This window comes from Devosia sp. 1566, assembly GCF_004005995.1.
In the GTDB taxonomy this organism is placed as follows: Bacteria; Pseudomonadota; Alphaproteobacteria; order Rhizobiales; family Devosiaceae; genus Devosia.
This window is the reverse complement of record NZ_CP034767.1, coordinates 1,693,928-1,715,888: the sequence shown is the minus strand read 5'-3', so window position 1 is coordinate 1,715,888 and position 21,961 is coordinate 1,693,928. Positions and strand designations below refer to the sequence as shown.

Genomic DNA, 21,961 nt, shown 5'->3' with positions numbered 1-21,961 from the left:
ACGTCGGGTGTGACAAGGAAAAGGGCTCAGCGCAAAAAAAGCCGCTAGGCGTTGGCGCTAGACCGACTTAGCCGGCCCCGCAACATGTTCGGTGCGGTCGCGCTCGGTGGTCGCGGCCATATCCAACACCTTCTGCAGGTTAGCGGCGTGGCGGAAGGATGGCTCCTGGTTGGCGCCATCGCGCACCGCTTCGGCGAACCGCCTATAGTTGGTGGGTACCGGGTCAACCTCGATCTCGCGCCAGGTGGCGGTTTCCGCGTCATCGCCGAGGCAGGCCATCAGCTTGGGATGGTGATTAAGGTCGGAGATATCGAGCCCGCCCTTGTCGCCATAGATGCGCAGCCGCAGGTCATTGAGGTGGCCGGTAGCCCAGCGCGTGGCGTGGATCACGCCCATGGCGCCGTCCTGCATTTCAGCCGTCATGACAAAGGTGTCGTTGGCGTCGAGCACATATTCGCCGATCTGGTTGTCCTTGGCCTTGCCAAAGGTTTGCAGGCGGAAAAACACGTCAGCGAAATCGCTGCCGACGACAAAGCTCGCAAAATCAAGGATGTGGATGCCGATATCGCCCAGAACACCGTTTGAGCCATGCTTGCTCGACAGGCGCCACAACCAGGTCGGCGAAGTCCGCCAGTCGCCCCAAGCTTTGGACACCAGCCAACTCTGTAGATAGCTCGCTTCAAAGTGCTTGACCTGCCCGATTGCGCCCTCCGCAACCATGCGCTGCGCCGCCTGGATCTGGGGCACATTGCGATAGGTGAGGTTGACCATGTTGACGAGGCCCAGCCGCTCGGCTGTTTCCGTCATCTCATGGGCCTTGGCATAGTTGGTGGACAGCGGCTTTTCGCAGAACACATGCTTGCCCGCGGTCAGCGCCGCCATGGTCGTCGGGTAGTGTACGCTGTCGGGTGTGATATTGGAGATAGCGTCGAACTCGCCCCATTCAAGCGCCGCGTCAAGCGAAGCAAAGCCGCGCGGAATATCGTGCGTTTCCCTGAAGGCCTGCAGCCGGTTCGGGTCGGTATCGACCGCCCCGACCAGGTCCACACCTTCGACCTCGCGGAACCCTTTGACGTGGAGCCTGGCCATGCCGCCGGTTCCGAGAAGCAATAGACGCATGGAAACACCTTTGTTGTGCGCAGATTGTTGCCTTGCCCCAACCCTTCGGCGCCCCGAAGGGTTGCGATCAAACGCAAGCTCAAAGGACGACAACGGCCCGCGCCGGTCAACTGGGTGGAATGACCTTCTCTGCGGCTTTTTACGTTTTTGTACCGGGCTCACCGCCCTTGATTTGCCGCGCTTTGGATGAAGGCTCCACCCATGATCCGAACCATGCTTTTTGCGGCCTTTGCCGCCTTCAGTTTTCCCGCCGCGGCGCAGGAAGATCTTGCCCAGATACTCACCACGGCCGAGCAGCTGGAGCCGCTCGAGACTGTAATCGTAGCCCAGCATGGCAAGGTTCTTGCCGAGCGGGGCTATCGTGGCCACAGCGTCACGGATCCGACCAACATCAAGTCGGCGTCAAAGACGATCCTCGCGACGCTGGTCGGCATTGCCATCGAGCGCGGCGTGCTGGAGGGCGTCGATCAGCCCATCGCCACCATTCTCGATGAAGAGCTGCCCGACGATCCAGATCCTCGCCTCGAGCGGGTCACGATCGGCAATCTGCTGTCCATGCAGGCGGGGCTGCAACCCACATCGGGGCCGAACTACGGTCGCTGGATCGCGAGCCGCAACTGGGTGCGCGCAGCGCTTGATCAACCTTTTGCCGACGAGCCCGGGGGCCGCATGCTCTACTCCACCGGCTCGAGCCATCTTCTATCAGCGGCGCTGACCAAGGCAACGGGAAAAACCACCCTTGCCCTCGCGCGCGACTGGCTGGGTGCGATTGAAGGTTTCGAGATCACCGCTTGGGAACGTGACCCGCAAGGCATCTATCTCGGCGGCAACGAGATGGCGATGAGCCCGCGCTCGTTGCTGGCCTTTGGCGAAATGTTCCGCGCTGGCGGCCTGGCCGGCAATGGCGAGCGCGTGCTACCACAGAGCTGGATCGACCAGTCCTGGACTCGGCGCACCACGTCTCGGTTCAATGCGGATGGCTATGGCTATGGCTGGTTCCTCACCAGCATCGGTGGCGAGGAGGTGCGCTATGCCTGGGGCTATGGCGGGCAAATGCTTTATCTGGTGCCCGAGCTGGACCTCACCGTGGTCATGACCTCGGATGCGAGCCTGCCTGCCGCGAGCACCGGGCACCGCGATGATCTCAAAGCGCTGCTAGCGGAGATTATCGCCGCCGTACGCCCGGCTTCGCCAGGCACGCCCTAGTCCTCAAGCTTGTGACCTTCGAGGCGCCGGGCGGCGAGTTCCGCTTCGGCCTTGCTCTGGTTCTTTTCGGCCTTGGTGCGGCCGAAAAGAATTCGGTTCTGCTCAGCCTTGACGGCCTCATCCTCGCGCGCCTTGCGTTTGCGGGCGGTACGAAGATTGACGATCTCGGCCATCCGCTAGGCTCCTACACCAGCCGGCTTTGATCGATGGCAGCCGCGATGAAGCTGGCGAACAGCGGGTGAGGCTCGAAGGGCTTGCTCTTGAGCTCGGGGTGGAACTGCACGCCGATAAACCAGGGGTGATCGGTGCGCTCCACGATTTCTGGCAGTTTGCCGTCGGGCGATACGCCCGAGAACAAGAGGCCGTTCTTTTCCAGCAGCTTGCGGTAGTCCATGTTCACTTCATAGCGGTGACGGTGCCGCTCGGAAATGTGCGTGGTGCCATAGATATCGGCAACGCGGCTGCCTCGGGTCAGCTGCGCCGGATAGGCACCCAGCCGCATCGTGCCGCCCAAGTCGGTGTCGCTGCCGCGCACTTCCTTGTTATTCTCGCGCGTCCATTCGGTCATCATCCCGACGATCGGCTCCTTGGTCGGGCCGAATTCCGTGGACGAAGCATTCTTGATGCCGGCGGTGTTGCGCGCCGCCTCGACGCAGGCCATCTGCATGCCAAAGCAAATGCCGAAATACGGCACGTCCTTGACGCGGGCAAAGCGTGCTGCCTCGATCTTGCCGGCCGAGCCGCGCTCACCAAAGCCCCCCGGCACCAGGATGCCGTGCACATGTTCCAGGTAAGGCGCGGGGTCATCGCGCTCGAACACTTCCGAATCGATCCACTGCAGGTTGACCTTGACCCGGTTGGCGATGCCGCCATGGTTGAGTGCTTCGGACAGCGACTTATAGGCGTCCTTGAGACCGGTATACTTGCCCACGATAGCGATATTGACCTCGCCTTCGGGGTTGTGGAGGCGCTTGGACACTTCTTCCCAGGCCGTCAGGTCGGGCGTCGGTGCGTCGGTGATACCAAAGGCAGCAAGCACCTCACGGTCGAGCCCCTCGTGATGATAGGCCAGCGGCACATCATAGATTGAGCCAACGTCCAAGCCCTGGATCACCGCCGATTCGCGCACATTGCAGAACAGCGCGAGCTTGCGCTTGTCGCTATCGGGAATGGGACGATCGCAACGCACCAGCAGCACATCGGGCATGATGCCGATGGAGCGCAGTTCGGCCACCGAGTGCTGGGTCGGCTTGGTCTTGAGCTCTCCCGCCGAGGGGATATAGGGCATCAAGGTCAGGTGCAGATAGCAGGTATCGCCGCGTGGCAGGTCGTTGCCGAGCTGGCGGATCGCCTCGAAGAATGGCAGCCCCTCGATGTCGCCGACGGTGCCACCGATCTCGACCAAAACAAAGTCGAAGTCCTCGTTGCCCTCGCGCACGAATTCCTTGATGGCATCGGTGACGTGCGGAATGACCTGCACGGTAGCGCCGAGGTAATCGCCACGCCGCTCGCGGGCGAGAATATCGGAATAGATGCGGCCGGTGGTGATGTTGTCGCGCTTGTTGGCCGAGCGACCGGTAAAGCGCTCATAGTGGCCCAGGTCGAGGTCGGTTTCCGCCCCGTCATCGGTCACGAACACTTCGCCGTGCTGGGTGGGCGACATCGTGCCCGGGTCCACATTGAGGTAAGGATCAAGCTTGCGCAGCCGCACCTTGTAGCCACGCGCCTGCAGCACAGCGCCCAAAGCCGCTGATGCCAGACCTTTACCCAAAGAGGAGACCACGCCTCCGGTGATGAATACGTACCGAGCCATGGGCGTTCACCTTACTCAAACAGCGATTCGAATCAAAGAGCGCCTTTGCGCTCTCCACAAAAGAAGAAGGGGATGTTGCCATCCCCCTGTTCGGTTCTGCCTTGCGGCTTAGTTGGCGGGCGGGGCCGCCGGGGCCGTTGCCGGTGCCTCGGGCACTGGCAGGTCCGTAGCGGGAGCCGCTGGGGCCGCATTGTTCTGGGCCGCAGCCGGAGCGGGCGCAGTAGGCTCGGTGACCGGGTCGGAACCAGCGGGCGCAACGGGGTCATTGGCAGGGGCTGCGGGCACGGGCAGATCGGACGGGGTCGAGCTTTGCAGCGAATTGAGCGCATCAAGCACGCTGGTGGGCGCGGTGCCATCGGGGGTCTGGACTGCGCGCTCAAGAATGCCCGAGCTGCCGCGATCCACTTCGTTGAGAATGGTCAGGCCGATGGCGGTGGCGAAAAACAGTGCAGCGAGAATCGCCGTGGTGCGGGTCAGCAGATTGGCCGAGCCGCGGGCCGTCATGAAGCCGCCGCCACTGCCCCCGCCGATTCCGAGCGCGCCCCCCTCGGAGCGCTGCAGCAGGATCACCGCAATAAGCGCCAGCACGATCAGGAGGTAAGCAACAATGAGGACGTTCGCCATCGATCTCAGTTTCGGTCAAGCAAAAGATGGGGCGTTCTACACGCCCCCTCGCGCAAATGCCAGACGCTTGCGCCGCTTTTCAGCGCAGCATCCGGATCGGCTCATACCGCCGAGATAATGGTGTAGAAGTCCTTTGCCAAGAGGCTCGCGCCACCGACCAGCCCGCCATTCACATTCTCGATGGCCAAAATCTCGCGCGCATTCTGCGGCTTCATCGATCCACCATAGAGAATCCGGACGGTCTGGCCGTCTTCACCGAACCGCTCAACCAGCAACTGGCGGATGCGGTTGTGCATGGCAGCGATCTCTTCATTGCGCGGTGTGCGGCCCGTTCCGATGGCCCAGACCGGCTCATAGGCGATGACGATGCCGTGCTCGGCGCCAGCATCGGGGACCGAGGCGGCCAGCTGCGCTGCAACGACGCTCTCGGCTTCGCCGCTGTCACGCTGCGCTTCGGTTTCCCCGACGCAGACGATCGGCTTGAGCCCCGCCGCAATAGCGGCTTCCGCCTTGGCGCGAACCAGGTCGTCGCTTTCCCCGTGATCGGCCCGCCGCTCGGAATGCCCGACAATCACATATTGCGCGCCGGCATCGGCGAGCATCGGTGCCGACAGATCGCCCGTATGCGCGCCCGAAGCGGCCTGGTGGCAATCCTGCCCGCCGGCCATGATGCCGCTGGTCGCGCCCCGATTGGCAACGGCGTGAAGAATGGTCGCAGGCGGGCAAATCACCACCATGGCACGGGGGGCATCGCCCGAGGTCATCAGACTGGCTAGCTCTCCCAACTGGTCGATCGCGGCGCGAAGCCCGTTCATTTTCCAGTTGCCGGCGATCAGGGGGGTGATGGTGCGGGTCACTCTTGTATACTCCTGCCTCTTGCACCGGAGCGGGCTTTGCCCTAACCCCGGCAGTCACTAACTCTAGTAGTACCCCGCCTTGCCAGCGGTAAAGCCCTGTATCTCGTGTAGCGGAACGCCCCACATGCTCGATAGTTTGCGTTTGTTTGCAAAATCCTGGATGGGCAAGATCCTGGGGGCCTTCCTCCTGGTGGGGCTTGCCGGCTTTGGCATCAACAATGTCATCACCGACCTGGGCGGCAGCACCGTTGCTCGCGTTGGCGATGAAGAGATCAGCTCGCGCGACTTCCTGCGCGCTTATCGCGGCCAGCTTAACCAGATCGCCCAGCAGATCGGCTCCATGCCCACACTCGAACAAGCCGAGAGCTTCGGCGTTCCGAGCCTGGTGCTGCAGTCCCTTGCGCAAGAGGCGGCCCTTGATGGTCTTGCCCACCGCATGGGGCTTGGTGTTTCCGAGCAGAAGCTGAGCGAATTCTTGCGGGAAGACCCCAATTTCAGCGGCACGCTGGGCACCTTCGATCCCGCGGTCTTCCAGCAGGTGCTGCAGCAAAATGGCATGTCGGAGTCCGAGTATTTCGAGGACCAGGCCGATTCTGCGCGCCGCCAGCAGCTGGCGCTGTCGCTATTCGGCGACACCAGCCTGCCCCCGACCGCCGCCCAGATGCTCAACCGCTACATTGCCGATCAGCGCACCGTCGATTTCTTCGTGATCAGCGACACCAATGTTCCAACGCCCCCGGTGCCAACCGAGGAAGAATTGGCCGCCTATCTCGCCGAACACCAGGCCGAGTACCGCACCGTTGAAACGCGCCAGGTGCAGCTCCTTGCGCTGTCGCCTGCCTCGCTCGCCGCAACCAAGACGATTTCAGACGAGGCGGTTGCCGCTGAATATGAGCGCACCAAGGATAGCCTGACCACGATCGAGCGCCGCAACATTCAGCAGGCCGTTCTGGCTTCGCCCGAACAAGCCGCGCTGTTTGAAGCGGGTGCCGCCTCGGGCCGCCCCTTTGCCGATGTGGTGGCGGAAGCCGGCCTCACCGTCACCGATCTTGGCACTCGAGGGCAGGCCGAAATCACTGACGCCACGCTGGCCGAAGCCGCCTTTAGCCTGCCGGCCGGCGGTTACCGAGTGATCAGTGGCGTGGCGGGCCCACGTGTCGTGCATGTGCAGACCATCGAAGCGGGCGGTCAGACCAGCCTGGAAGAAGCACGTGAACAGATTCGCGAGAATCTGGCTCTGGCCGAAGCACGCAAGGAAATCGCCGAAGTGCTCGACCAGGTCGAGGAACTACGCGCCGCCTTCCGGCCGCTCAGCGAAATCGCCGAGCGCTTTGGTCTTGAGCTCTATGAGGTAGGCGTTACCCAAAGCGGGGCAGAACTCGCCGTTATCGCGAGCTTGCCCGAAAGCGAGCGTCCGCGCGTGGTCCAGTCGATCTTTGCCGCCCAGGAAGGCAATCTCACGCCGGCCATCTCGCTGGGCGCCAACAACAATATATGGTTCGACCTGGAAGCCATCGAGCCAGCGCGCGACCAGACCCTTGATGAAGTGCGCGATGCGGTCGTCGCCGCGATCACCGCCGAGCGGATCAACGCGGCGATCGCCACCGAAGCCCAGGCTGCGGTTGATCGCCTCAATGCCGGCGAGCCCCTGGCCGATGTTGCCGCTTCGCTCTCCGTGTTCCCGCAGTTGAGCCCGCCCTTTAACCGCGGTGGCGCCGAGGGCACGTCCGTGGATGGCCTCGTTGCGGCGGCCGCCTTTGACGGCGGCCCCGATCATCATGGCATGGCCATCAATCAGGCTGGTGAGACCGTGGTGTTCCAGGTGGTTGAAGCAGTTCCTGCCGAAGGCCCACTCAATCCGCAAACCAGCGCCAGCCTCGAGAACGAAGTGCGCGTCGGCTTGTTCGGTGATTTCGTCTCCGCCGTGCGAGATGAAGCGGGGCTGCGGGTCAACGAGCAGGCGCTCCAGCAGGCGCTGACCCTCTCCACGGCGCAGTAAGCTCTTTCGGGAAACACGATAGTGGCCAGCGACTTCACCCAGCAGTTTGCAGATCGCTATGACGGGGGTGAGTCCCAGATCGTCTGGCGCCGCATCGTGGCCGATCTCGAAACGCCGATCGGCACCTATCTCAAGCTGGCTCAGGATCGCCGCAACACGTTCCTGCTGGAATCGGTGCAGGATGGTTCGACCCGCGGGCGTTACTCCATTATCGGCCTGCTGCCTGATGTGATCCTCAAGGTTGAACAAGGCACCGCCTGGATCAACCGGCAGGCCCAGCTTGACGCGACAGCCTTCGAGCCCCTGCCCGACCAGCCGCTTGATGCCCTGCGGCACCTGGTGGCCGACTCCCAGATTTCGGTGCCCGAAGGCCTGCCGCCTCAATCGGCCGGCATTTATGGCTTTTTGGGCTATGAGATGGTCCGCTATATGGAAGTGCTGCCCGACAGCAATCCGGACGATCTGCAGCTGCCCGAAGCCATGCTGATGCGCCCTTCGCTGCTGGCGGTGTTCGACACGGTCAAGGACGAGCTCTATCTCACCGCGCCCGTTTACGTCCGCCAGGGGGTGACCGCCCGCCAGGCCCATGAAGCCGCGACGGCTCGGATCGATGACGCTATCGCCCGCCTTGGGCGGGCGCTGCCAACGACCCCGGCCGTACCCGACCTGCAGCACATCGCCGTCCAGAGCAACACCACGCGCGACGAGTATTTCGCCATGGTCGCCCGGGCGCAGGACTACATCGCCGCCGGCGATATCTTCCAGGTCGTGCTCAGCCAGCGTTTCGAGGCCGAGTTCACCCTGCCGCCGACCGCCTTGTATCGGGCGCTGCGCCGCACCAATCCCAGCCCCTATATGTATTTCCTTGATTTCGGGGATTTCGCCGTGGCGGGCTCCAGCCCCGAGATCCTCGTGCGTGTTCGCGAAGGCGAGGTCACCATCCGGCCCATCGCCGGCACCCGCAAGCGCGGCTCGACGCCGACCCGCGACCAGGAACTGGCGGCCGAACTACTGGCCGACCCCAAGGAACGTTCCGAGCACCTGATGCTGCTCGATCTCGGGCGCAACGATGTGGGCCGCGTCGCTAAGACCGGCACTGTGCGGGTCACCGACAAGTTCTTTCTGGAATACTACAGCCACGTCATGCACATCGTCTCCAATGTGGTTGGCGTGCTCGATCCGCAATACGACTTTGTCGATGCGCTCGCCGCCGGCTTTCCGGCCGGCACGGTCTCGGGTGCCCCCAAGGTGCGCGCCATGGAGATCATCGACGAGCTGGAAAAGTCGCGTCGCGGCATCTATGGCGGCTGTGTGGGCTATTTCGGCGCCGATGGCACCATGGACACCTGTATCGTCTTGCGCACCGCGCTGCTCAAGGACGGCAAACTTTATGTGCAGTCCGGCGCCGGCATTGTTGCCGATAGCCAGCCGGCCCTCGAACAACTGGAATGCGAAAACAAGGCGCGCGCCCTTTTCAGCGCTGCCGAGGAAGCGCTACGCTATGCCGGCGAGGCGAGGATCGGGCAATGAGCGGCGACAAGACCAGCGTGGACCTCACGATGAGGTCGAACAATTATCGATGGCGGGGCTGGTTCTGATCTCTGAACCCCCATTCCCCATAGCTGCGCTGGAGCAGACCCATGACCCGCACGCTCGTTATCGATAATTACGACAGCTTCACCTACAACCTCGTCCACTATCTGGGCGAACTTGGCGCCGAACTCACCGTGGTGCGCAACGACAAGATCACCCCCGACGAGATCGAAACCATGGCCCCCCAGGCCATCGTCCTGTCTCCCGGGCCCTGCACCCCCAACGAAGCCGGCGTGTGCCTGGCGGTGATCGACCGCTTCAAGGCGCAGATCCCCATTCTGGGCGTATGCCTTGGTCATCAGGCCATCGGGCAGGCCATGGGCGGCGACGTCGTGCGGGCGCCCGAACTGGTGCATGGCAAGACCAGCGCCATCAATCACACGGGCGAAGGGCTGTTCCGCGGTCTCAACTCGCGCTTTGAAGCCACGCGCTACCACTCGCTGGTGGTTGAACCGACCACCCTGCCCGCTACCCTCAAGGTCACCGCCACCACCGATGATGGTCTGATCATGGGCATGCAGCACGAAAGCCTGCCGGTACATGGCGTGCAGTTTCACCCGGAAAGCATCGCCTCCGAGAACGGGCACGCGCTGTTGCAGAACTTCCTCAACCTCGCTCGCGACTTCAACGGAAAGACCGCCTGATGGACATCAAGCAGGCACTGGCCAAGATTGCTGACCGCCGCAATCTCACTGGCGAGGAAATGCGCTCGGTGATGCGCACCATCATGGCCGGTGAAGCGACCCCCTCCCAGCTCGGCGCTTTCCTCATGGGCATGCGCCTCAAGGGCGAGTCGGTGGGTGAGATCGCTGCCGCCGTGTCGATCCTGCGCGAGCAGATGGTGACGGTCGACGCTCCCGAACACGCCATCGACATTGTCGGCACCGGCGGTGATGGTGTTGGCACGCTCAACATTTCGACAGCCAGCGCCATCGTTGTTGCCGCCGCCGGCGTTCCCGTCGCCAAGCACGGCAACCGCGCCTTGTCGTCCAAATCGGGCTCCTCCCAGGCCCTTGAAGCCCTCGGCGTCAAGCTCGACCTCACCCCCGCCGAAATCTCGCGCTGCATCAACGAGGCCGGGATCGGCTTCATGTTCGCGCCGTCCCATCATCCGGCCATGCGTCATGTCGGCCCCTCGCGCGCTGAAATGGGCGTGCGCACCATGTTCAACCTGCTCGGACCGCAGTCCAACCCAGCTGGCGTACGGCGCTATATGCTCGGCGTTTATTCCCCGGAATGGGTGGAGCCGGTCGCCGCCGCGCTTCTCGCCAACCGGGCGATCAAGGCCTGGGTCGTGCATGGTCGCGATGGGCTGGACGAGCTTACGGTCACTGGCCCCTCCTATGTGGCCGAGATCGCTGACGGCAACCTTCACAGCTTCGAAGTCACCCCTGAAGACGCCGGCCTGTCACGCCATGATCCCAATGACCTGCTGGGCGGCGAGCCCGAATATAATGCCCTCGCCATCCACGCGCTCTTTGATGGGGCTCCCGGCGCCTATCGCGACATCGTCCTCCTCAACGCCGCGGCCTCGCTGATCGTGGCCGATGTGGTGAGCGATCTGCGCAGCGGCGCCGCCATGGCTGCCGAAATGATCGACAGCGGCAAGGCCCGGGAAACCCTCGAGCGCCTTGTCGCCATCTCCAATGGAACACCCCCATGAGCGATATTCTCAAGCAGATCGAAGCCTATAAGCGCGAGGAAATCGCCGCGGCCAAGGCCCTGCGCCCTTGGGACGAAGTGGTTGCCGCCGCCCATGAGCAGCCCCCGCCACGCGGCTTTCTCGCCGCCATCAAGGCCAAGCGCGCCCGCGGCGAATACGCCTTGATCGCCGAGGTCAAGAAAGCCAGTCCCTCCAAGGGCCTGATCCGGCCCGACTTCAACCCGGCAGAGATCGCGCGCGCCTATGAAGAGGCCGGTGCGACGTGCCTTTCGGTCCTCACCGACCAGCCCTCGTTTCAGGGCTCGCCGGCGTTTTTGCGCGAGGCGCGCGACGCCACCGCCTTGCCGGTCCTGCGCAAGGATTTCCTGTTCGAAACCTACCAGGTCGCCGAAGCGCGCGCCTGGGGGGCCGACTGCATCCTCATCATCCTTGCCGCTATTGGCGACGATGTTGCCCGCTACCTGCTCGATAGCGCCCGTGAGTGGGGCATGGATGCGCTGGTGGAAGTGCACGACCAGCTTGAGCTCGACCGGGCGCTGGCGCTCGACGCCGAGTTCATCGGCATCAACAACCGCAATCTGCGCACCTTCGAAACCCGGCTCGATACCTCGGTCAACCTTGCTGGCGGCGTGCCCGCGGGCAAGGTGCTGGTCAGCGAAAGCGGCATCAACGGCCACGAACACCTGCAGCATCTCGACCGCACAGCCGGCATCGGCACCTTCCTTGTCGGCGAATCGCTGATGCGCCAGGCCGATGTGGTCGCCGCCACCCGCGCCCTCCTGCAGGGTGTGCCCCAGGCCGCCCATCCATGAGCGAGCCGCAGCTGACCCATCTCAACGAGCGCGGGGAGGCCCGGATCGTTGATATCGGCGACAAGGCAGTCACCCGCCGCCGCGCCCTCGCCCAGGCGGTGATCAGCGGTCGGCCCGAAACCATTGCCGCCATCATGGGTGGCGCCCTCAAGAAGGGCGACGCCCTGGCCGTCGCGCGCGTCGCGGGCATCATGGCAGCCAAAAAGACCGCCGAGCTCATCCCTCTTTGCCACCCCATCCCGCTCACCAAGGTCAGCGTCGAGATGGAGGCGCGCGAGCCCGGCGCCATCACCATTCTTGCGACTGCCGAAACCACCGGCCAGACCGGGGTGGAAATGGAAGCCCTCATGGCGGCTTCCACCGCGGCGCTTACGCTTTACGACATGGCCAAGGGCATCGACCGCGAGATGGTTATTTCCGCGATCTGCCTACTCGAAAAATCGGGCGGCAAGTCCGGCGATTTCCAGCGGGCGCCATGAGCCTGCTCCCGGTTGAAGACGCCCTCGCGGCCATTTTCGCCCGCGTGCCGCCCGCCCGCACCGAGTCGGTGCCGCTTGAGGCCGCCGCCGGCCGGGTACTGACCGAGCCCCTGCTCGCCCGCCATGACCAGCCGCCTTTCCCCGCCAGCGCCATGGACGGCTATGCCGTGCGTGCGGCCGATATCGTGCCGGGCGCGATCCTAGATGTCGTCGGCACCGCCCAGGCCGGCGCCGGCTTTGGCGCGGATATCGCCCCGGGCACCTGCGTGCGCATCTTCACCGGCGCGCCCGTGCCCCCGGGCGCTGATGCCGTGATCATGCAGGAGGAAGCGACCCGCACCGGCGACCGCGTCAGCTTTGCGGCCCAACCTCCCATCGGGCGCAGCATTCGCCCGCTTGGCCACGACTTCCGGCAGGGACAAGAGCTGATTCCGAAAGGCTCGCGCCTGACGCCCATGCAACTGGCCGTCGCGGCCGCCGCTAATTGCGCGACGCTGCCCGTCGCCATGCAGCCGCGCATAGCGCTCCTTGCCACCGGGGACGAACTGGTGCTGCCCGGCACCGCTCTCGGACCGGGCCAGATCGTTGCCTCCAACAGCTTCGGCTTGCGGCCGCTCCTTGCGCCTTACGCCGCCGAGATCCGCGACTACGGGATCGCTCCCGACAACCGGGCGGCGCTTGCCGAGCGCCTTGCCGGCATCTTTGCCGAAGCGCCCGACTTCGTCATCACCACGGGCGGCGCCAGTGTTGGCGACCATGATATCGTGCAGGAAATCCTGCTGAGTCTCGGCGTGCAGCTTGATTTCTGGCGCATCAATATGCGCCCGGGCAAGCCACTGATGTTCGGCACTCTGGGCAAAACCCTGGTGTTTGGCCTGCCTGGCAATCCGGTTTCGGCCATGGTGACCGCCGCCGTCTTCATCAAGCCGGCGCTCCGCCGCTGGCTCGGCGTCGCCGAACCCGCCCGCTGGCACCTGCCGCTTCTTGCGCCCACGCCGCCCAATACCGCCCGGCGCCACTTCATGCGTGCCCAAATGGTGCATTCAAGCCAAGGTGCGGGCTTGCTCCCGATCAGCGAAACCGATAGCGGTCATACCTCCTCGCTGGCCCGTGCCGATATGCTGCTGGTGCAGCCGGAGTACGATCCCGGACAACCCGCCGGCACCCTAGCTGCGGCCATTCCGCTGGACGGGTTCTAAGCAGAGCCAAAGAATTTTCTCCTGCGCCCTTGAGCGTTATTGCAGAACATAACTGGAACACCTATGCTCGTTCAGTCTTTGTTCCGATTCTGCGATTGAAGGGCTCCGATGCTGACGCGCAAGCAACATGAACTGCTGATGTTCATCCATGAGCGGATGAAGGAAAGCGGCATTCCCCCTTCGTTTGACGAGATGAAGGACGCGTTGGATCTGGCCTCCAAGTCGGGCATTCACCGCCTGATCACGGCGCTTGAGGAGCGCGGCTTCATCCGCCGCCTGCCCAATCGCGCGCGGGCACTGGAAGTGCTCAAACTCCCCGATTCGATGAACCCCGCGCTCGGCGGCCGCAAGGCCCGCTTCGAGCCCAGCGTCATCGAAGGCAATCTGGGCCGTGTTGCCGCTCCGCCGCCACGCTCGGGCTGGAGCGATGATTATGTGCGCCCCGTCGCGGTCCCGGTCATGGGCCGGATCGCCGCCGGTACCCCCATCGAGGCCATCCAGAGCCATTCCCACACCATCTCGGTGCCACCCGAAATGCTTGGCCCTGGCGAGCACTACGCGCTCGAAGTGCGCGGCGATTCGATGATCGATGCCGGCATTTTCGATGGCGACACGGTGCTGATCCGCCGCCAGGACGTTGCCGGGACCGGCGAGATCATCGTCGCGCTGGTGGATGACGAGGAAGCCACCCTCAAGCGGCTGCGCCGTAAGGGCAACACCATCGCGCTTGAAGCGGCCAATCCCGCCTACGAAACCCGCATCTTCCCGCCCGACCGCGTCAAGGTTCAGGGCCGCCTGGTGGGCCTGCTGCGTAAATATTGACGCCCAGGGTCGAAAAACTCTGTCCTGTCCTGCTGCGCGGGGTGGGGCAAGAGCGCCACTGCTTGGCGTTCAGGCATCCTTTGGCTGGCTTGCAGCTGGTGAAAGGAACACGGGAAGGCTCCGAGCCGATTGAAGTCGGTGCCCTGCGCGAACTCGCGGAGGAGTCTGGCCTGCAGGCAGAGGCTTTGCGCACGCTGCCATCCAGCAGTGCCATTGCAGAGCAACAGCTTTGGCACTTCGTTGTGGTGAGTGCCGCCGCTCCCGTCCCCGAACACTGGCGTCACTTTACCCAGGATGATGGTGGTCATAGGTTCGAGTTCTTCTGGTGGCCACTCGAGCGCCAACCGGGCCCCGAATGGCACCCCATGTTCCAGCGGGCCCTCGCCCACATCGCTCGCCACGCCTAAAGCCGGAATCGGCCAAGAAATAATCTCTTCGACGGAACTCGATTGCCGCCCTAGGGTCCTCATCAGCCGCACCAGACCAGCGCCTGTATGCCCCCTCCTTCACCCTCCCCCTTGAGGGGAGGACCGGGGTGGGGGTTTAGTCCCTCCTCCGCGAGTGACGTTAGACCCGGCTGGCCACCTCCAATGCGCAATCCGCTCAAGCCCCATACCCCCCGACAATAACTTATCCCCGCCCCCGCCGATCACCCGCATAGTCTCCTCATCCGCGCACCCAAGCGAGATCATGACGAGTGGTTGGTGCGCGGAGGCTGGGGGATCGTGGGTCGCCGCGATCCGGCCGGTGTCCGCAAGAGCCGTGGACCTCTATCGTCCGGTGGTCTTGGGTGAAGAATCGCGATGGCAGCTGCACTGGCCATCGGAACCCTGATGTGGCGCAGGCAGCGGTGCCCGCCAGGGTTTAGTTCGACATCCGCGGAATCTGGCATGCGCCGCAGGAGGGAGCGGGCATCGGCACCCAGTCGCTGTTGGCGGGGCGGAGCTTCCGTTTTGCGCAACGTTTTTTGAGGCAATGCCTCGCCAACGCCGCTCCCAACCGGAGGCCTCGCGCCGACCGGAGTTTCGCCGTGCCTTGGAAACAAAAATCCCCGCCGAAGCGGGGATCTCGAAGTCGTTGTCGGCTGAGCCTAGTGGTTGTCGCGCGGCACGCCATAGGTCTGGGCAATGCGCTGGTAAGCCACTGCTGGCTTGAGTACGGCGCCATTGCCAAGCTGGTCGACCAGCCCGCGCTGGATCTCCTGCCAGGGCGTCTGGTGCGCGGGGTACTTGTAGCCGCCCGCTTCCGCCAGTTCTTGCCGGCGCGTCGCAATCTCGGCGTCCGAGATCAGGATATCGGCGGTGCCATTGTTGAGGTCGATACGCACCCGGTCACCCGTGCGTAGGATGGCCAGGTTGCCGCCCGCTGCCGCTTCAGGCGAGGCATTGAGGATCGAGGGCGAGCCCGACGTGCCGGATTGGCGCCCGTCGCCGATACAGGCCAGCGCGTGGACGCCCTTCTTGATGAGGTAGGCAGGGGGCCGCATATTGACCACTTCAGCCGCCCCCGGATAGCCGATCGGGCCCGCGCCGCGCATGAACAGCAGCGTGTGCTCGTCGATATCAAGCGAGGGATCATCGATCCGGTGGTGATAGTCCTCGGGACCATCGAACACCACCGCCTTGCCCTCGAACATGCCGGGATGCTCGGGATTGGCAAGGTAGCGCTCGCGGAACTCGGGCGAGATCACGCTGGTCTTCATGATCGCGTTGTCGAAGAGATTGCCGCGCAGCACCAGGAACCCGGCTTCTTCCTTGAGCGGCTGCTCGAACGGGCGGATCACCTTCTCGTCCTGGATGGGCGTGTTGCGGCAGTTCTCGCCGATGGTCTTGCCGTTGACGGTGGGTGCGTTCTCGCGGATCAGCCCCTGCTTCATCAGCTCGTTGACCACCGCCGGCACGCCGCCCGCATGGTAGTAATCCTCGCCCAGATATTCGCCGGCCGGCTGCAGGTTCACGAGCAGCGGCACCTTATGCCCATAGGTCTGGAAATCCTGCAGATCGAGCTCGACACCGATATGCTTGGCGATCGCCTGGATGTGGATCGGGGCGTTGGTCGACCCGCCAATCGCGGAATTGACCACGATGGTATTGATGAAATTGTCCTTGGTCATGATGTCGGAGGGCTTGAGGTCCTCATGCACCATGTCGTCGATGCGCTTGCCCGTGCGATAGGCCATTTCCTGGCGATCGCGATAAGGCGCGGGAATCGCGGCCGAGCCGGGCAGCTGCATGCCCAGCGACTCGGCCAGCGAGTTCATCGTGGTTGCCGTACCCATCGTGTTGCAGAAGCCGGTGGACGGCGCCGAGGACGCCACCAGCTCGATGAACTGCGCGTAGTCGATCTCGCCAGCCGCCATCATCTGGCGCGCCTTCCACACAATGGTGCCCGAGCCAGTGCGCTCGCCCTTGTGCCAGCCATTGAGCATCGGTCCGACCGAGAGCGCAATTGCGGGGATGTTGACGGTGGCTGCGCCCATCAGCATGGCCGGGGTGGTCTTGTCGCAGCCAATGGTCAGCACCACGCCATCGAGCGGGTAGCCATAAAGCACTTCCACCAGCCCGAGATAGGCCAGGTTCCGGTCCAGGCCCGCAGTGGGGCGCTTGCCGGTTTCCTGGATCGGATGCACGGGAAATTCGATGGCGATGCCACCCGCTTCCCGGATGCCTTCGCGCACGCGCTCGGCCAGCACGATATGGTGGCGGTTGCAGGGGGAAAGGTCAGAACCGGTCTGGGCGATGCCGATGATGGGCTTGTTGCCCTGCAATTCCTCCCGCGACACGCCGAAATTCATGTAGCGCTCAAGATAAAGCGCGGTCATGTCCGGGTTCTCGGGATTGTCGAACCAGGCGCGCGAGCGCAGCTTCTTGGGCGCGCTGCCCTGCCCATTGGGGGAAGAGAAGCTGTTGTCTGCCGTCATTACCTTATTCCTCAATAGTTCCGCCGAGGCGAATACAGGCTGCTGTTTGCTACAGTTCTAGCATGTTAGTTGCAGGAGTGAACGCCAATCCTGTTGGATTTCGTCGCCCCTTGCGCTCGCAGGGCAACCGGGCGGCGTCGAATCGGCTAGGCGCAGGCCAGCGCAGCGACTAGGTTTGCCCGAAAGTGCGGGGCGGACTGCAAGAGGGGCAAGCATGAGTGAATTTGTGGATTGGGTCGGGGTCGATTGGGGCACCTCCAACCTGCGGGCTTGGGGCCTGAGTTCCGACGGCACGGTGATCGTTGCGCGCAAATCCGATCAAGGCATGGGCAAGCTGACGCGCGACCAGTATCCAGGCGTGCTCGAAACCTTGCTCGATGGTCTAGTCGGCAACAACGGCGGTGCGCTCGACGTATTGATCTGCGGCATGGCCGGCGCGCGCCAGGGCTGGTTCGAAGCGCCTTATTTGGAAGCACCAACCGATTTGCGCGGCCTGCTTGACGGCGCAGTGCGCCCGCCCATGCCCAACAATCACCTGGCCCCGGCAATTCTGCCCGGTGTGTGCCAGAAGGCCGGCGGCGACAATGTGATGCGCGGCGAGGAAACCCAGCTACTGGGCCTCGCGACCCTGCGCCCCAATGCCCATGGCGTGGTATGCATGCCCGGCACCCATTCCAAATGGGTCAGCATGAATGGCACCCGCATTGAGCATTTCTCCACCGCAATGACGGGCGAGCTCTTCGATCTGCTGCGCCATCATTCGGTGCTGCGCTATTCGCTGACTGAAGACAGCAATGGGCCCGAGCGCGCCGAAGGCTTTGCCGCGGGTGCAGAGGTCGGCCTCGAGCGGCCCGAACAGCTCACCAGCGAGCTCTTTGCGGTCCGCGCCAGTTCGCTCCTGTCCGGCCGTCAGCCCGGTTGGTGCACCGGCTATCTTTCGGGCCTCCTGATCGGCACCGAAATTGGCAGCCGCCGTGCGCTGATCGGCGAACAAACCGTTCCTTTGATCGGCGCCCCCGCGCTCTGCGCCCTTTATGCCGAGGTGCTCGGCATGATCGGGGCACAAGGCGAAGCCGTGGATGGAACCGAAGTGGTGCTCGCCGGCCTTAAAGCTGCACGTGCCTTTATCGTCTGATTGGAGACCCCATGCCCCACCGCCACCTGATCGCGATTCTGCGCGGCATCACCCCGCCCGAAACGCTGGATGTGTGCCACGCCCTTGTTGCGGCCGGCATCACCATGATCGAAGTGCCCCTCAATTCCCCCGACGCCCTGACCAGCATTGCGCTGGCGGCCGAGGCGCTCGGGGATGACGTGATGGTGGGCGCGGGCACCGTTCTGAACAAAAAGCAGGTTTGGGCCGTCGCCGACGCCGGCGGAACCTTTATTGTATCCCCGGATACCAACCGGTCGGTTATAGAAGAAACGGTGCGCATTCAGCTGGGCTCCTATCCCGGCGTGTTCACTCCCAGTGATGCGTTCAAGGCGATCAAGGCGGGCGCCACCGGGCTCAAGTTTTTCCCCGCTGAAGTTCTGGGCCCGCGCGGCATCAAGGCGATGAAGGCGGTCTTGCCGCCCGAGCTGCCGCTTTACGCGGTGGGCGGCGCCAAGCCGGATAACTTCGGTGAATATTTCGCTGCGGGTTGCAGCGGTTTTGGCCTGGGCACCTTTTTATACAAGCCCGGCAGCACCCCCGCCGAAGTCGGCCAGCGGGCCGCCCAGGCCGTAGCGGCCTATGATGGGAGGACCACAGCGTGACGCAAACCGCGAGCCTGCTGATCGACAGCAAATGTGCCTTGGGCGAAGGCCCGTTCTGGCACGCCGACCGCCAGCAGCTGTTCTTTTTTGACATCAACAACCAAAAGCTGTTTGCCACCTCCGCCCGCGGCAATGTCGAGGTGAGCTGGAGCTTTGACGAGAATGTCGCCGCTGCCGCCATCATCGATGCGGACAACCTCGCTCTCGTTACCGAAACCGGGCTCAAGCGCTTCAACCTGCAGACCGATGAGCAAAGCCTCATCATCCCGCTGGAAGCCGACGATCCGCTCAACCGCGGCAATGATAGCCGGGTGCATCCTTCGGGCGCCTTCTGGATCGGCACCATGCGCAAGGAGGAAGAAGCGCCGGGCGGCAAGCTCTATCATTACCGCGCGGGTCAACTGAGCGTGCTGCGTTCCAACGCCTCGATCCCCAACGCCACCTGCTTCACGGCCGATGGGCGCACCGCTTACTGGACCGATACCCCCACCAAAAAGATTCTCAGGGTACAGACCGATCCGGCCACCGGCATGCCGGTCGGGGAATGGTCGCTCTTCGCCGATGTCTCGGACGGCCGCGGCTTCCCCGACGGCGCGGTGGTTGATAGCGAAGGCTATCTGTGGAATGCGAAATGGGGCGGCGGCTGCGTCGTGCGGCATGCGCCGGATGGCTCGATCGACCGGATCATCGAAGTGCCGGTCTCGCAGGTCACCTGTCCTGCCTTCGGCGGCCCCGATCTCAAGACCCTCTTCATCACCACCGCCGCCAAGAATCTAAGCGCTGAACAGCTGGCTGCCGAAAAGGTGGCCGGCGGGGTCTTCTCGATCCAGGTGGATGTGCCCGGCATCCCGGAGGCGCGCATCGTCCTCTAGCCTGCCCCTTATTGTGACCTCACGCGCCAGGGGCGCGTGAGGTTTGGCACGGCAGTCCGCACGACAAAGCGCTGCTCTCCATCCTCCCATTTTAACCAGTGCACGCCGCCCCTTGCGAGATCGTCGCGGTCAATCACCTGGGCCTGCGCCCGGCAGGCAATCGGCGCCCGCAACCGCGTCACCACCAGATCGTGGCGGGCGCAATCTTCGGCGAAGGCGCCGACATCACGCACCACCGCCACCCCAAATTGCTCCGTCGCGACCACGCAACCGAGGCTGTCGCAGCGAGCCGCGTCGATGACGGGCGCAATTTCTTCCTGGTAATGTTGACCCCAGACGTCAACGGCAAAGCTGCCTGCCCGGCCGGTAAGCAGCCCCAGCCCGGTCTCGCTGCGCACCGCGACGGCTTGGGTCGTATCGGCAACCAGCACATCGGGGCGCTGATCGAGACCAAACAGCAAGATTAATGGGATCGCCGCCACCGGAGCAAGGAAGCGCCACCGGCTGGGAAAGAACGCAAACCAGGCGAGCGCCGCTAGCCCCAGCAGCAAGGCGGTTGAGGTCAGCAGCGGATTGCCGGTGAGCCCCTCGCTCCAACCCGCCACGAGGACCGCGCCGTGCACCATCCGATCGATGCCCCAGCCCATCACCGCAACAAACGGTGCTTCCAGCCCGAGCGGCATCAGCAATACCGAGAGGACGCCAAAGGGCATGATGACGAGGCTGACCACTGGCAACACCAGCACATTGCCGATCACCCCCAGGGGTGCGGTCTGCTGGAAATGATAGGCAGAGAACAGCAAGGTGGCGGTGCCGGCGATGAAGCTGGTCAGGGCGGCGGTCCCCACCGAGACGATGAGACGGGCAATACCCGCCCGGTGCACCGAGGGGGTTCTTCGGGGCAACTCATAAATGCCGATCAGCGCCACCACGGCTGCAAAGGACAGCTGGAAACTGGCCCGAAACACACTGGCGGGATCGAGCAGGATCACCACCAGCGCCGCAATGGCAACATTGCGCATGGTCAACGCCCGCCGCCCCGCCAGCACCGCGCCAAAGATCAGGGCCAGCATGATAGTCGAGCGGAGTGCCGGCACATTGGCCAGCCCGCCCGCCAGCAGCAAATAGCTGAAAGCCGCAGCAATTCCGGCCACCGCCGCGAGCTTCTTGACCGGCCAGCGCACGGCCAAACCGGGAAGGCTCGCCAGCAACAGCCGCACCAACCAGAACACGCCGCCCGCGACGATCGACAGGTGCAGCCCGGAAATCGAATAGATATGCGCAAGGCCCGAAGCTGCCATCACGTCACGCGTTTCGTCGGTAATGGCGCTCTGATCCCCCACCACCATAGCGCGGGCAATGGCGGCCGAGGCGCCTTCCATCTGTTCGTCCAGCCGGGCGCCGACCGCACGTCGCAGATCCTCGACCGAACGGCCCAGATTGAAGTCCGTCGCCTCAGCGACACGCGTCATCGCACCAGTTGCATTGCCATAGGCGCCGATCCCCGCAAAATAGGCGTGAAACTGCCCGTCAAATGCGCCGGGCAGCACTGGCCCCGGCACTGGCGCCAACCGCAACTGCCCCCGAACGGTGTCACCCGGTTGCAGCGGCGGCTCGGCCGGGATCAGCAATCGCGCCTTGTTGATCGGCGCCGATGGCGCTTCTCCCAACGGCCGCAAGGCTGAAACCACGACGCGGCGATCCTCTTGCGTCGCCGAAAGAATCTCGTCGATGACTGCCTCGTATTGCCCGTAAAGCGGGAACGGCAGCATGCCCGTTCCCCACAGCGCGCCATGAACCGGGAGAAGGCAAAAACCGCCCCAGAAGGCCGCAAACAACACCGCCAGCCGCAAGGCCGCCAGATTGCGCAGCGCGAGGCACGCCCCTAGGCAAGCGGCCGCGCCGACCGCCCCGAGTGCCGAGCCCGCCGGTTCAAACGGCAGGCCCGCATAGCTGACCAGCCCGGCAATGGCAGCAAAAGGCAGGAGCACAAACACCCGTCGACCCGCCAGGGCCGCCTCCAGGGCGCGGACAAATAATAGACGTTTGGTTGCTACGACGGCGGGCAATAGCTTGGGCGAGGGAAGGATCGGGCCAGCCTGCACCGGCACTGGCGCAAGCTCCCGCGTCTGCTCCAGCGCCCCCGTGCCCTGCACCGCGGCGTCCCCTCTACTTGCGCTCGTGCTACCCTATGCTACACACGCTACCAAACCTCGTCCAACCGT

20 protein-coding genes are annotated in these 21,961 nt (G+C 63.9%); 13 read left to right on the top strand and 7 right to left on the bottom strand.

Translation table 11 applies throughout. From position 1 onward, the window contains the following. Window positions 1-57 precede the first annotated feature (57 nt). Window positions 58-1,119: a Gfo/Idh/MocA family oxidoreductase gene (locus ELX51_RS08400; RefSeq protein WP_127753092.1), complete on the bottom strand. Its 1,062-nt coding sequence runs from the start codon at window positions 1,117-1,119 to the stop codon at window positions 58-60. Between the two features lie 201 nt (window positions 1,120-1,320). Between ELX51_RS08400 and ELX51_RS08395 the strand changes: the two genes are divergently transcribed. Beyond that, complete coding sequence (locus ELX51_RS08395) at window positions 1,321-2,325, top strand: serine hydrolase (RefSeq protein ID WP_127753091.1); 1,005 nt, start codon at window positions 1,321-1,323, stop codon at window positions 2,323-2,325. On the opposite strand, the gene ELX51_RS08390 is transcribed toward ELX51_RS08395, so the two are convergent. From ELX51_RS08390 to tpiA, 4 genes are all read right to left on the bottom strand, one after another. Next, window positions 2,322-2,498 carry a DUF4169 family protein gene (locus tag ELX51_RS08390; RefSeq protein WP_127753090.1) on the bottom strand — a complete coding sequence of 59 codons (177 nt, stop codon included), beginning with the start codon at window positions 2,496-2,498 and terminating at the stop codon, window positions 2,322-2,324. The two genes, ELX51_RS08395 and ELX51_RS08390, sit on opposite strands and share 4 nt — an antisense overlap. An 11-nt stretch (window positions 2,499-2,509) precedes the next feature. Further along, a complete protein-coding gene (locus ELX51_RS08385) occupies window positions 2,510-4,138 on the bottom strand; it encodes a CTP synthase (protein WP_127753089.1) in 1,629 nt (542 codons plus the stop codon). 108 nt (window positions 4,139-4,246) lie between these two features. Continuing rightward, a complete protein-coding gene (secG, locus tag ELX51_RS08380) occupies window positions 4,247-4,762 on the bottom strand; it encodes a preprotein translocase subunit SecG (RefSeq protein ID WP_127753088.1) in 516 nt (171 codons plus the stop codon). A 101-nt stretch (window positions 4,763-4,863) separates the two neighbouring features. Then, on the bottom strand, window positions 4,864-5,619 hold the full coding sequence (gene tpiA, locus ELX51_RS08375; RefSeq protein WP_127753087.1) for a triose-phosphate isomerase: 756 nt from the start codon (window positions 5,617-5,619) through the stop codon (window positions 4,864-4,866). Window positions 5,620-5,743: 124 nt separating this feature from the next. On the opposite strand from tpiA, the gene ELX51_RS08370 reads away from it, so the two are divergent. The 9 genes from ELX51_RS08370 to ELX51_RS08330 all read left to right on the top strand — a co-directional run bounded on the left by ELX51_RS08370 (window position 5,744) and on the right by ELX51_RS08330 (window position 14,593). After that, the gene (locus tag ELX51_RS08370; protein ID WP_127753086.1) at window positions 5,744-7,618 is read left to right on the top strand and encodes a peptidylprolyl isomerase; all 1,875 of its coding nucleotides are present in this window, start codon (window positions 5,744-5,746) and stop codon (window positions 7,616-7,618) included. Between the two features lie 21 nt (window positions 7,619-7,639). Next, entirely contained in the window at window positions 7,640-9,148 is a 1,509-nt protein-coding gene (trpE, locus tag ELX51_RS08365; protein WP_248305288.1) for an anthranilate synthase component I, read from the top strand. A gap of 110 nt (window positions 9,149-9,258) precedes the next feature. Continuing rightward, the gene (locus tag ELX51_RS08360) at window positions 9,259-9,855 is read left to right on the top strand and encodes an aminodeoxychorismate/anthranilate synthase component II (protein ID WP_127753084.1); all 597 of its coding nucleotides are present in this window, start codon (window positions 9,259-9,261) and stop codon (window positions 9,853-9,855) included. Further along, window positions 9,855-10,874 (top strand): anthranilate phosphoribosyltransferase, encoded by a 1,020-nt coding sequence (gene trpD / locus ELX51_RS08355; protein WP_127753083.1) that lies wholly within the window; start codon window positions 9,855-9,857, stop codon window positions 10,872-10,874. The genes ELX51_RS08360 and trpD overlap by 1 nt, the downstream gene beginning before the upstream one ends. Continuing rightward, window positions 10,871-11,686 (top strand): indole-3-glycerol phosphate synthase TrpC, encoded by an 816-nt coding sequence (gene trpC, locus ELX51_RS08350; protein WP_127753082.1) that lies wholly within the window; start codon window positions 10,871-10,873, stop codon window positions 11,684-11,686. Before trpD ends, trpC begins: the two co-directional genes overlap by 4 nt. Beyond that, window positions 11,683-12,165: a cyclic pyranopterin monophosphate synthase MoaC gene (gene moaC, locus ELX51_RS08345; protein WP_127753081.1), complete on the top strand. Its 483-nt coding sequence runs from the start codon at window positions 11,683-11,685 to the stop codon at window positions 12,163-12,165. The genes trpC and moaC overlap by 4 nt, the downstream gene beginning before the upstream one ends. After that, a complete protein-coding gene (gene glp / locus ELX51_RS08340; RefSeq protein WP_127753080.1) occupies window positions 12,162-13,364 on the top strand; it encodes a gephyrin-like molybdotransferase Glp in 1,203 nt (400 codons plus the stop codon). The genes moaC and glp overlap by 4 nt, the downstream gene beginning before the upstream one ends. 108 nt (window positions 13,365-13,472) lie before the next feature. Beyond that, entirely contained in the window at window positions 13,473-14,186 is a 714-nt protein-coding gene (gene lexA, locus ELX51_RS08335) for a transcriptional repressor LexA (RefSeq protein ID WP_127753079.1), read from the top strand. Between the two features lie 41 nt (window positions 14,187-14,227). Then, window positions 14,228-14,593 (top strand): NUDIX domain-containing protein, encoded by a 366-nt coding sequence (locus ELX51_RS08330; RefSeq protein WP_282567582.1) that lies wholly within the window; start codon window positions 14,228-14,230, stop codon window positions 14,591-14,593. A 683-nt stretch (window positions 14,594-15,276) separates the two neighbouring features. On the opposite strand, the gene ELX51_RS08325 is transcribed toward ELX51_RS08330, so the two are convergent. Next, complete coding sequence (locus tag ELX51_RS08325; RefSeq protein WP_127753077.1) at window positions 15,277-17,106, bottom strand: IlvD/Edd family dehydratase; 1,830 nt, start codon at window positions 17,104-17,106, stop codon at window positions 15,277-15,279. Window positions 17,107-17,320: 214 nt separating this feature from the next. On the opposite strand from ELX51_RS08325, the gene ELX51_RS08320 reads away from it, so the two are divergent. From ELX51_RS08320 to ELX51_RS08310, 3 genes are read left to right on the top strand one after another with little or no spacing between them, the layout of a single operon-like run. Then, window positions 17,321-18,241 carry a 2-dehydro-3-deoxygalactonokinase gene (locus ELX51_RS08320; protein ID WP_127753076.1) on the top strand — a complete coding sequence of 307 codons (921 nt, stop codon included), beginning with the start codon at window positions 17,321-17,323 and terminating at the stop codon, window positions 18,239-18,241. A gap of 11 nt (window positions 18,242-18,252) precedes the next feature. Continuing rightward, window positions 18,253-18,864 (top strand): 2-dehydro-3-deoxy-6-phosphogalactonate aldolase, encoded by a 612-nt coding sequence (locus tag ELX51_RS08315; RefSeq protein ID WP_127753075.1) that lies wholly within the window; start codon window positions 18,253-18,255, stop codon window positions 18,862-18,864. Further along, window positions 18,861-19,736, top strand: a complete 876-nt coding sequence (locus ELX51_RS08310; protein ID WP_127753074.1) for an SMP-30/gluconolactonase/LRE family protein — start codon at window positions 18,861-18,863, stop codon at window positions 19,734-19,736. The genes ELX51_RS08315 and ELX51_RS08310 overlap by 4 nt, the downstream gene beginning before the upstream one ends. Window positions 19,737-19,744: 8 nt before the next feature. On the opposite strand, the gene ELX51_RS08305 is transcribed toward ELX51_RS08310, so the two are convergent. Beyond that, window positions 19,745-21,892: a ComEC/Rec2 family competence protein gene (locus ELX51_RS08305; protein WP_127753073.1), complete on the bottom strand. Its 2,148-nt coding sequence runs from the start codon at window positions 21,890-21,892 to the stop codon at window positions 19,745-19,747. Between the last annotated feature and the right edge of the window lie 69 nt (window positions 21,893-21,961).

Bases quoted from the DNA above. Each gene is read 5' to 3' on its own strand.
- ELX51_RS08400 (WP_127753092.1), bottom strand. From the start codon at position 1,119: ATGCGTCTATTGCTTCTCGGAACCGGCGGCATGGCCAGGCTCCACGTC.
- ELX51_RS08395 (WP_127753091.1), top strand. From the start codon at position 1,321: ATGATCCGAACCATGCTTTTTGCGGCCTTTGCCGCCTTCAGTTTTCCC.
- ELX51_RS08390 (WP_127753090.1), bottom strand. From the start codon at position 2,498: ATGGCCGAGATCGTCAATCTTCGTACCGCCCGCAAACGCAAGGCGCGC.
- ELX51_RS08385 (WP_127753089.1), bottom strand. From the start codon at position 4,138: ATGGCTCGGTACGTATTCATCACCGGAGGCGTGGTCTCCTCTTTGGGT.
- secG (WP_127753088.1), bottom strand. From the start codon at position 4,762: ATGGCGAACGTCCTCATTGTTGCTTACCTCCTGATCGTGCTGGCGCTT.
- ELX51_RS08370 (WP_127753086.1), top strand. From the start codon at position 5,744: ATGCTCGATAGTTTGCGTTTGTTTGCAAAATCCTGGATGGGCAAGATC.
- ELX51_RS08360 (WP_127753084.1), top strand. From the start codon at position 9,259: ATGACCCGCACGCTCGTTATCGATAATTACGACAGCTTCACCTACAAC.
- trpD (WP_127753083.1), top strand. From the start codon at position 9,855: ATGGACATCAAGCAGGCACTGGCCAAGATTGCTGACCGCCGCAATCTC.
- trpC (WP_127753082.1), top strand. From the start codon at position 10,871: ATGAGCGATATTCTCAAGCAGATCGAAGCCTATAAGCGCGAGGAAATC.
- moaC (WP_127753081.1), top strand. From the start codon at position 11,683: ATGAGCGAGCCGCAGCTGACCCATCTCAACGAGCGCGGGGAGGCCCGG.
- glp (WP_127753080.1), top strand. From the start codon at position 12,162: ATGAGCCTGCTCCCGGTTGAAGACGCCCTCGCGGCCATTTTCGCCCGC.
- lexA (WP_127753079.1), top strand. From the start codon at position 13,473: ATGCTGACGCGCAAGCAACATGAACTGCTGATGTTCATCCATGAGCGG.
- ELX51_RS08325 (WP_127753077.1), bottom strand. From the start codon at position 17,106: ATGACGGCAGACAACAGCTTCTCTTCCCCCAATGGGCAGGGCAGCGCG.
- ELX51_RS08320 (WP_127753076.1), top strand. From the start codon at position 17,321: ATGAGTGAATTTGTGGATTGGGTCGGGGTCGATTGGGGCACCTCCAAC.
- ELX51_RS08315 (WP_127753075.1), top strand. From the start codon at position 18,253: ATGCCCCACCGCCACCTGATCGCGATTCTGCGCGGCATCACCCCGCCC.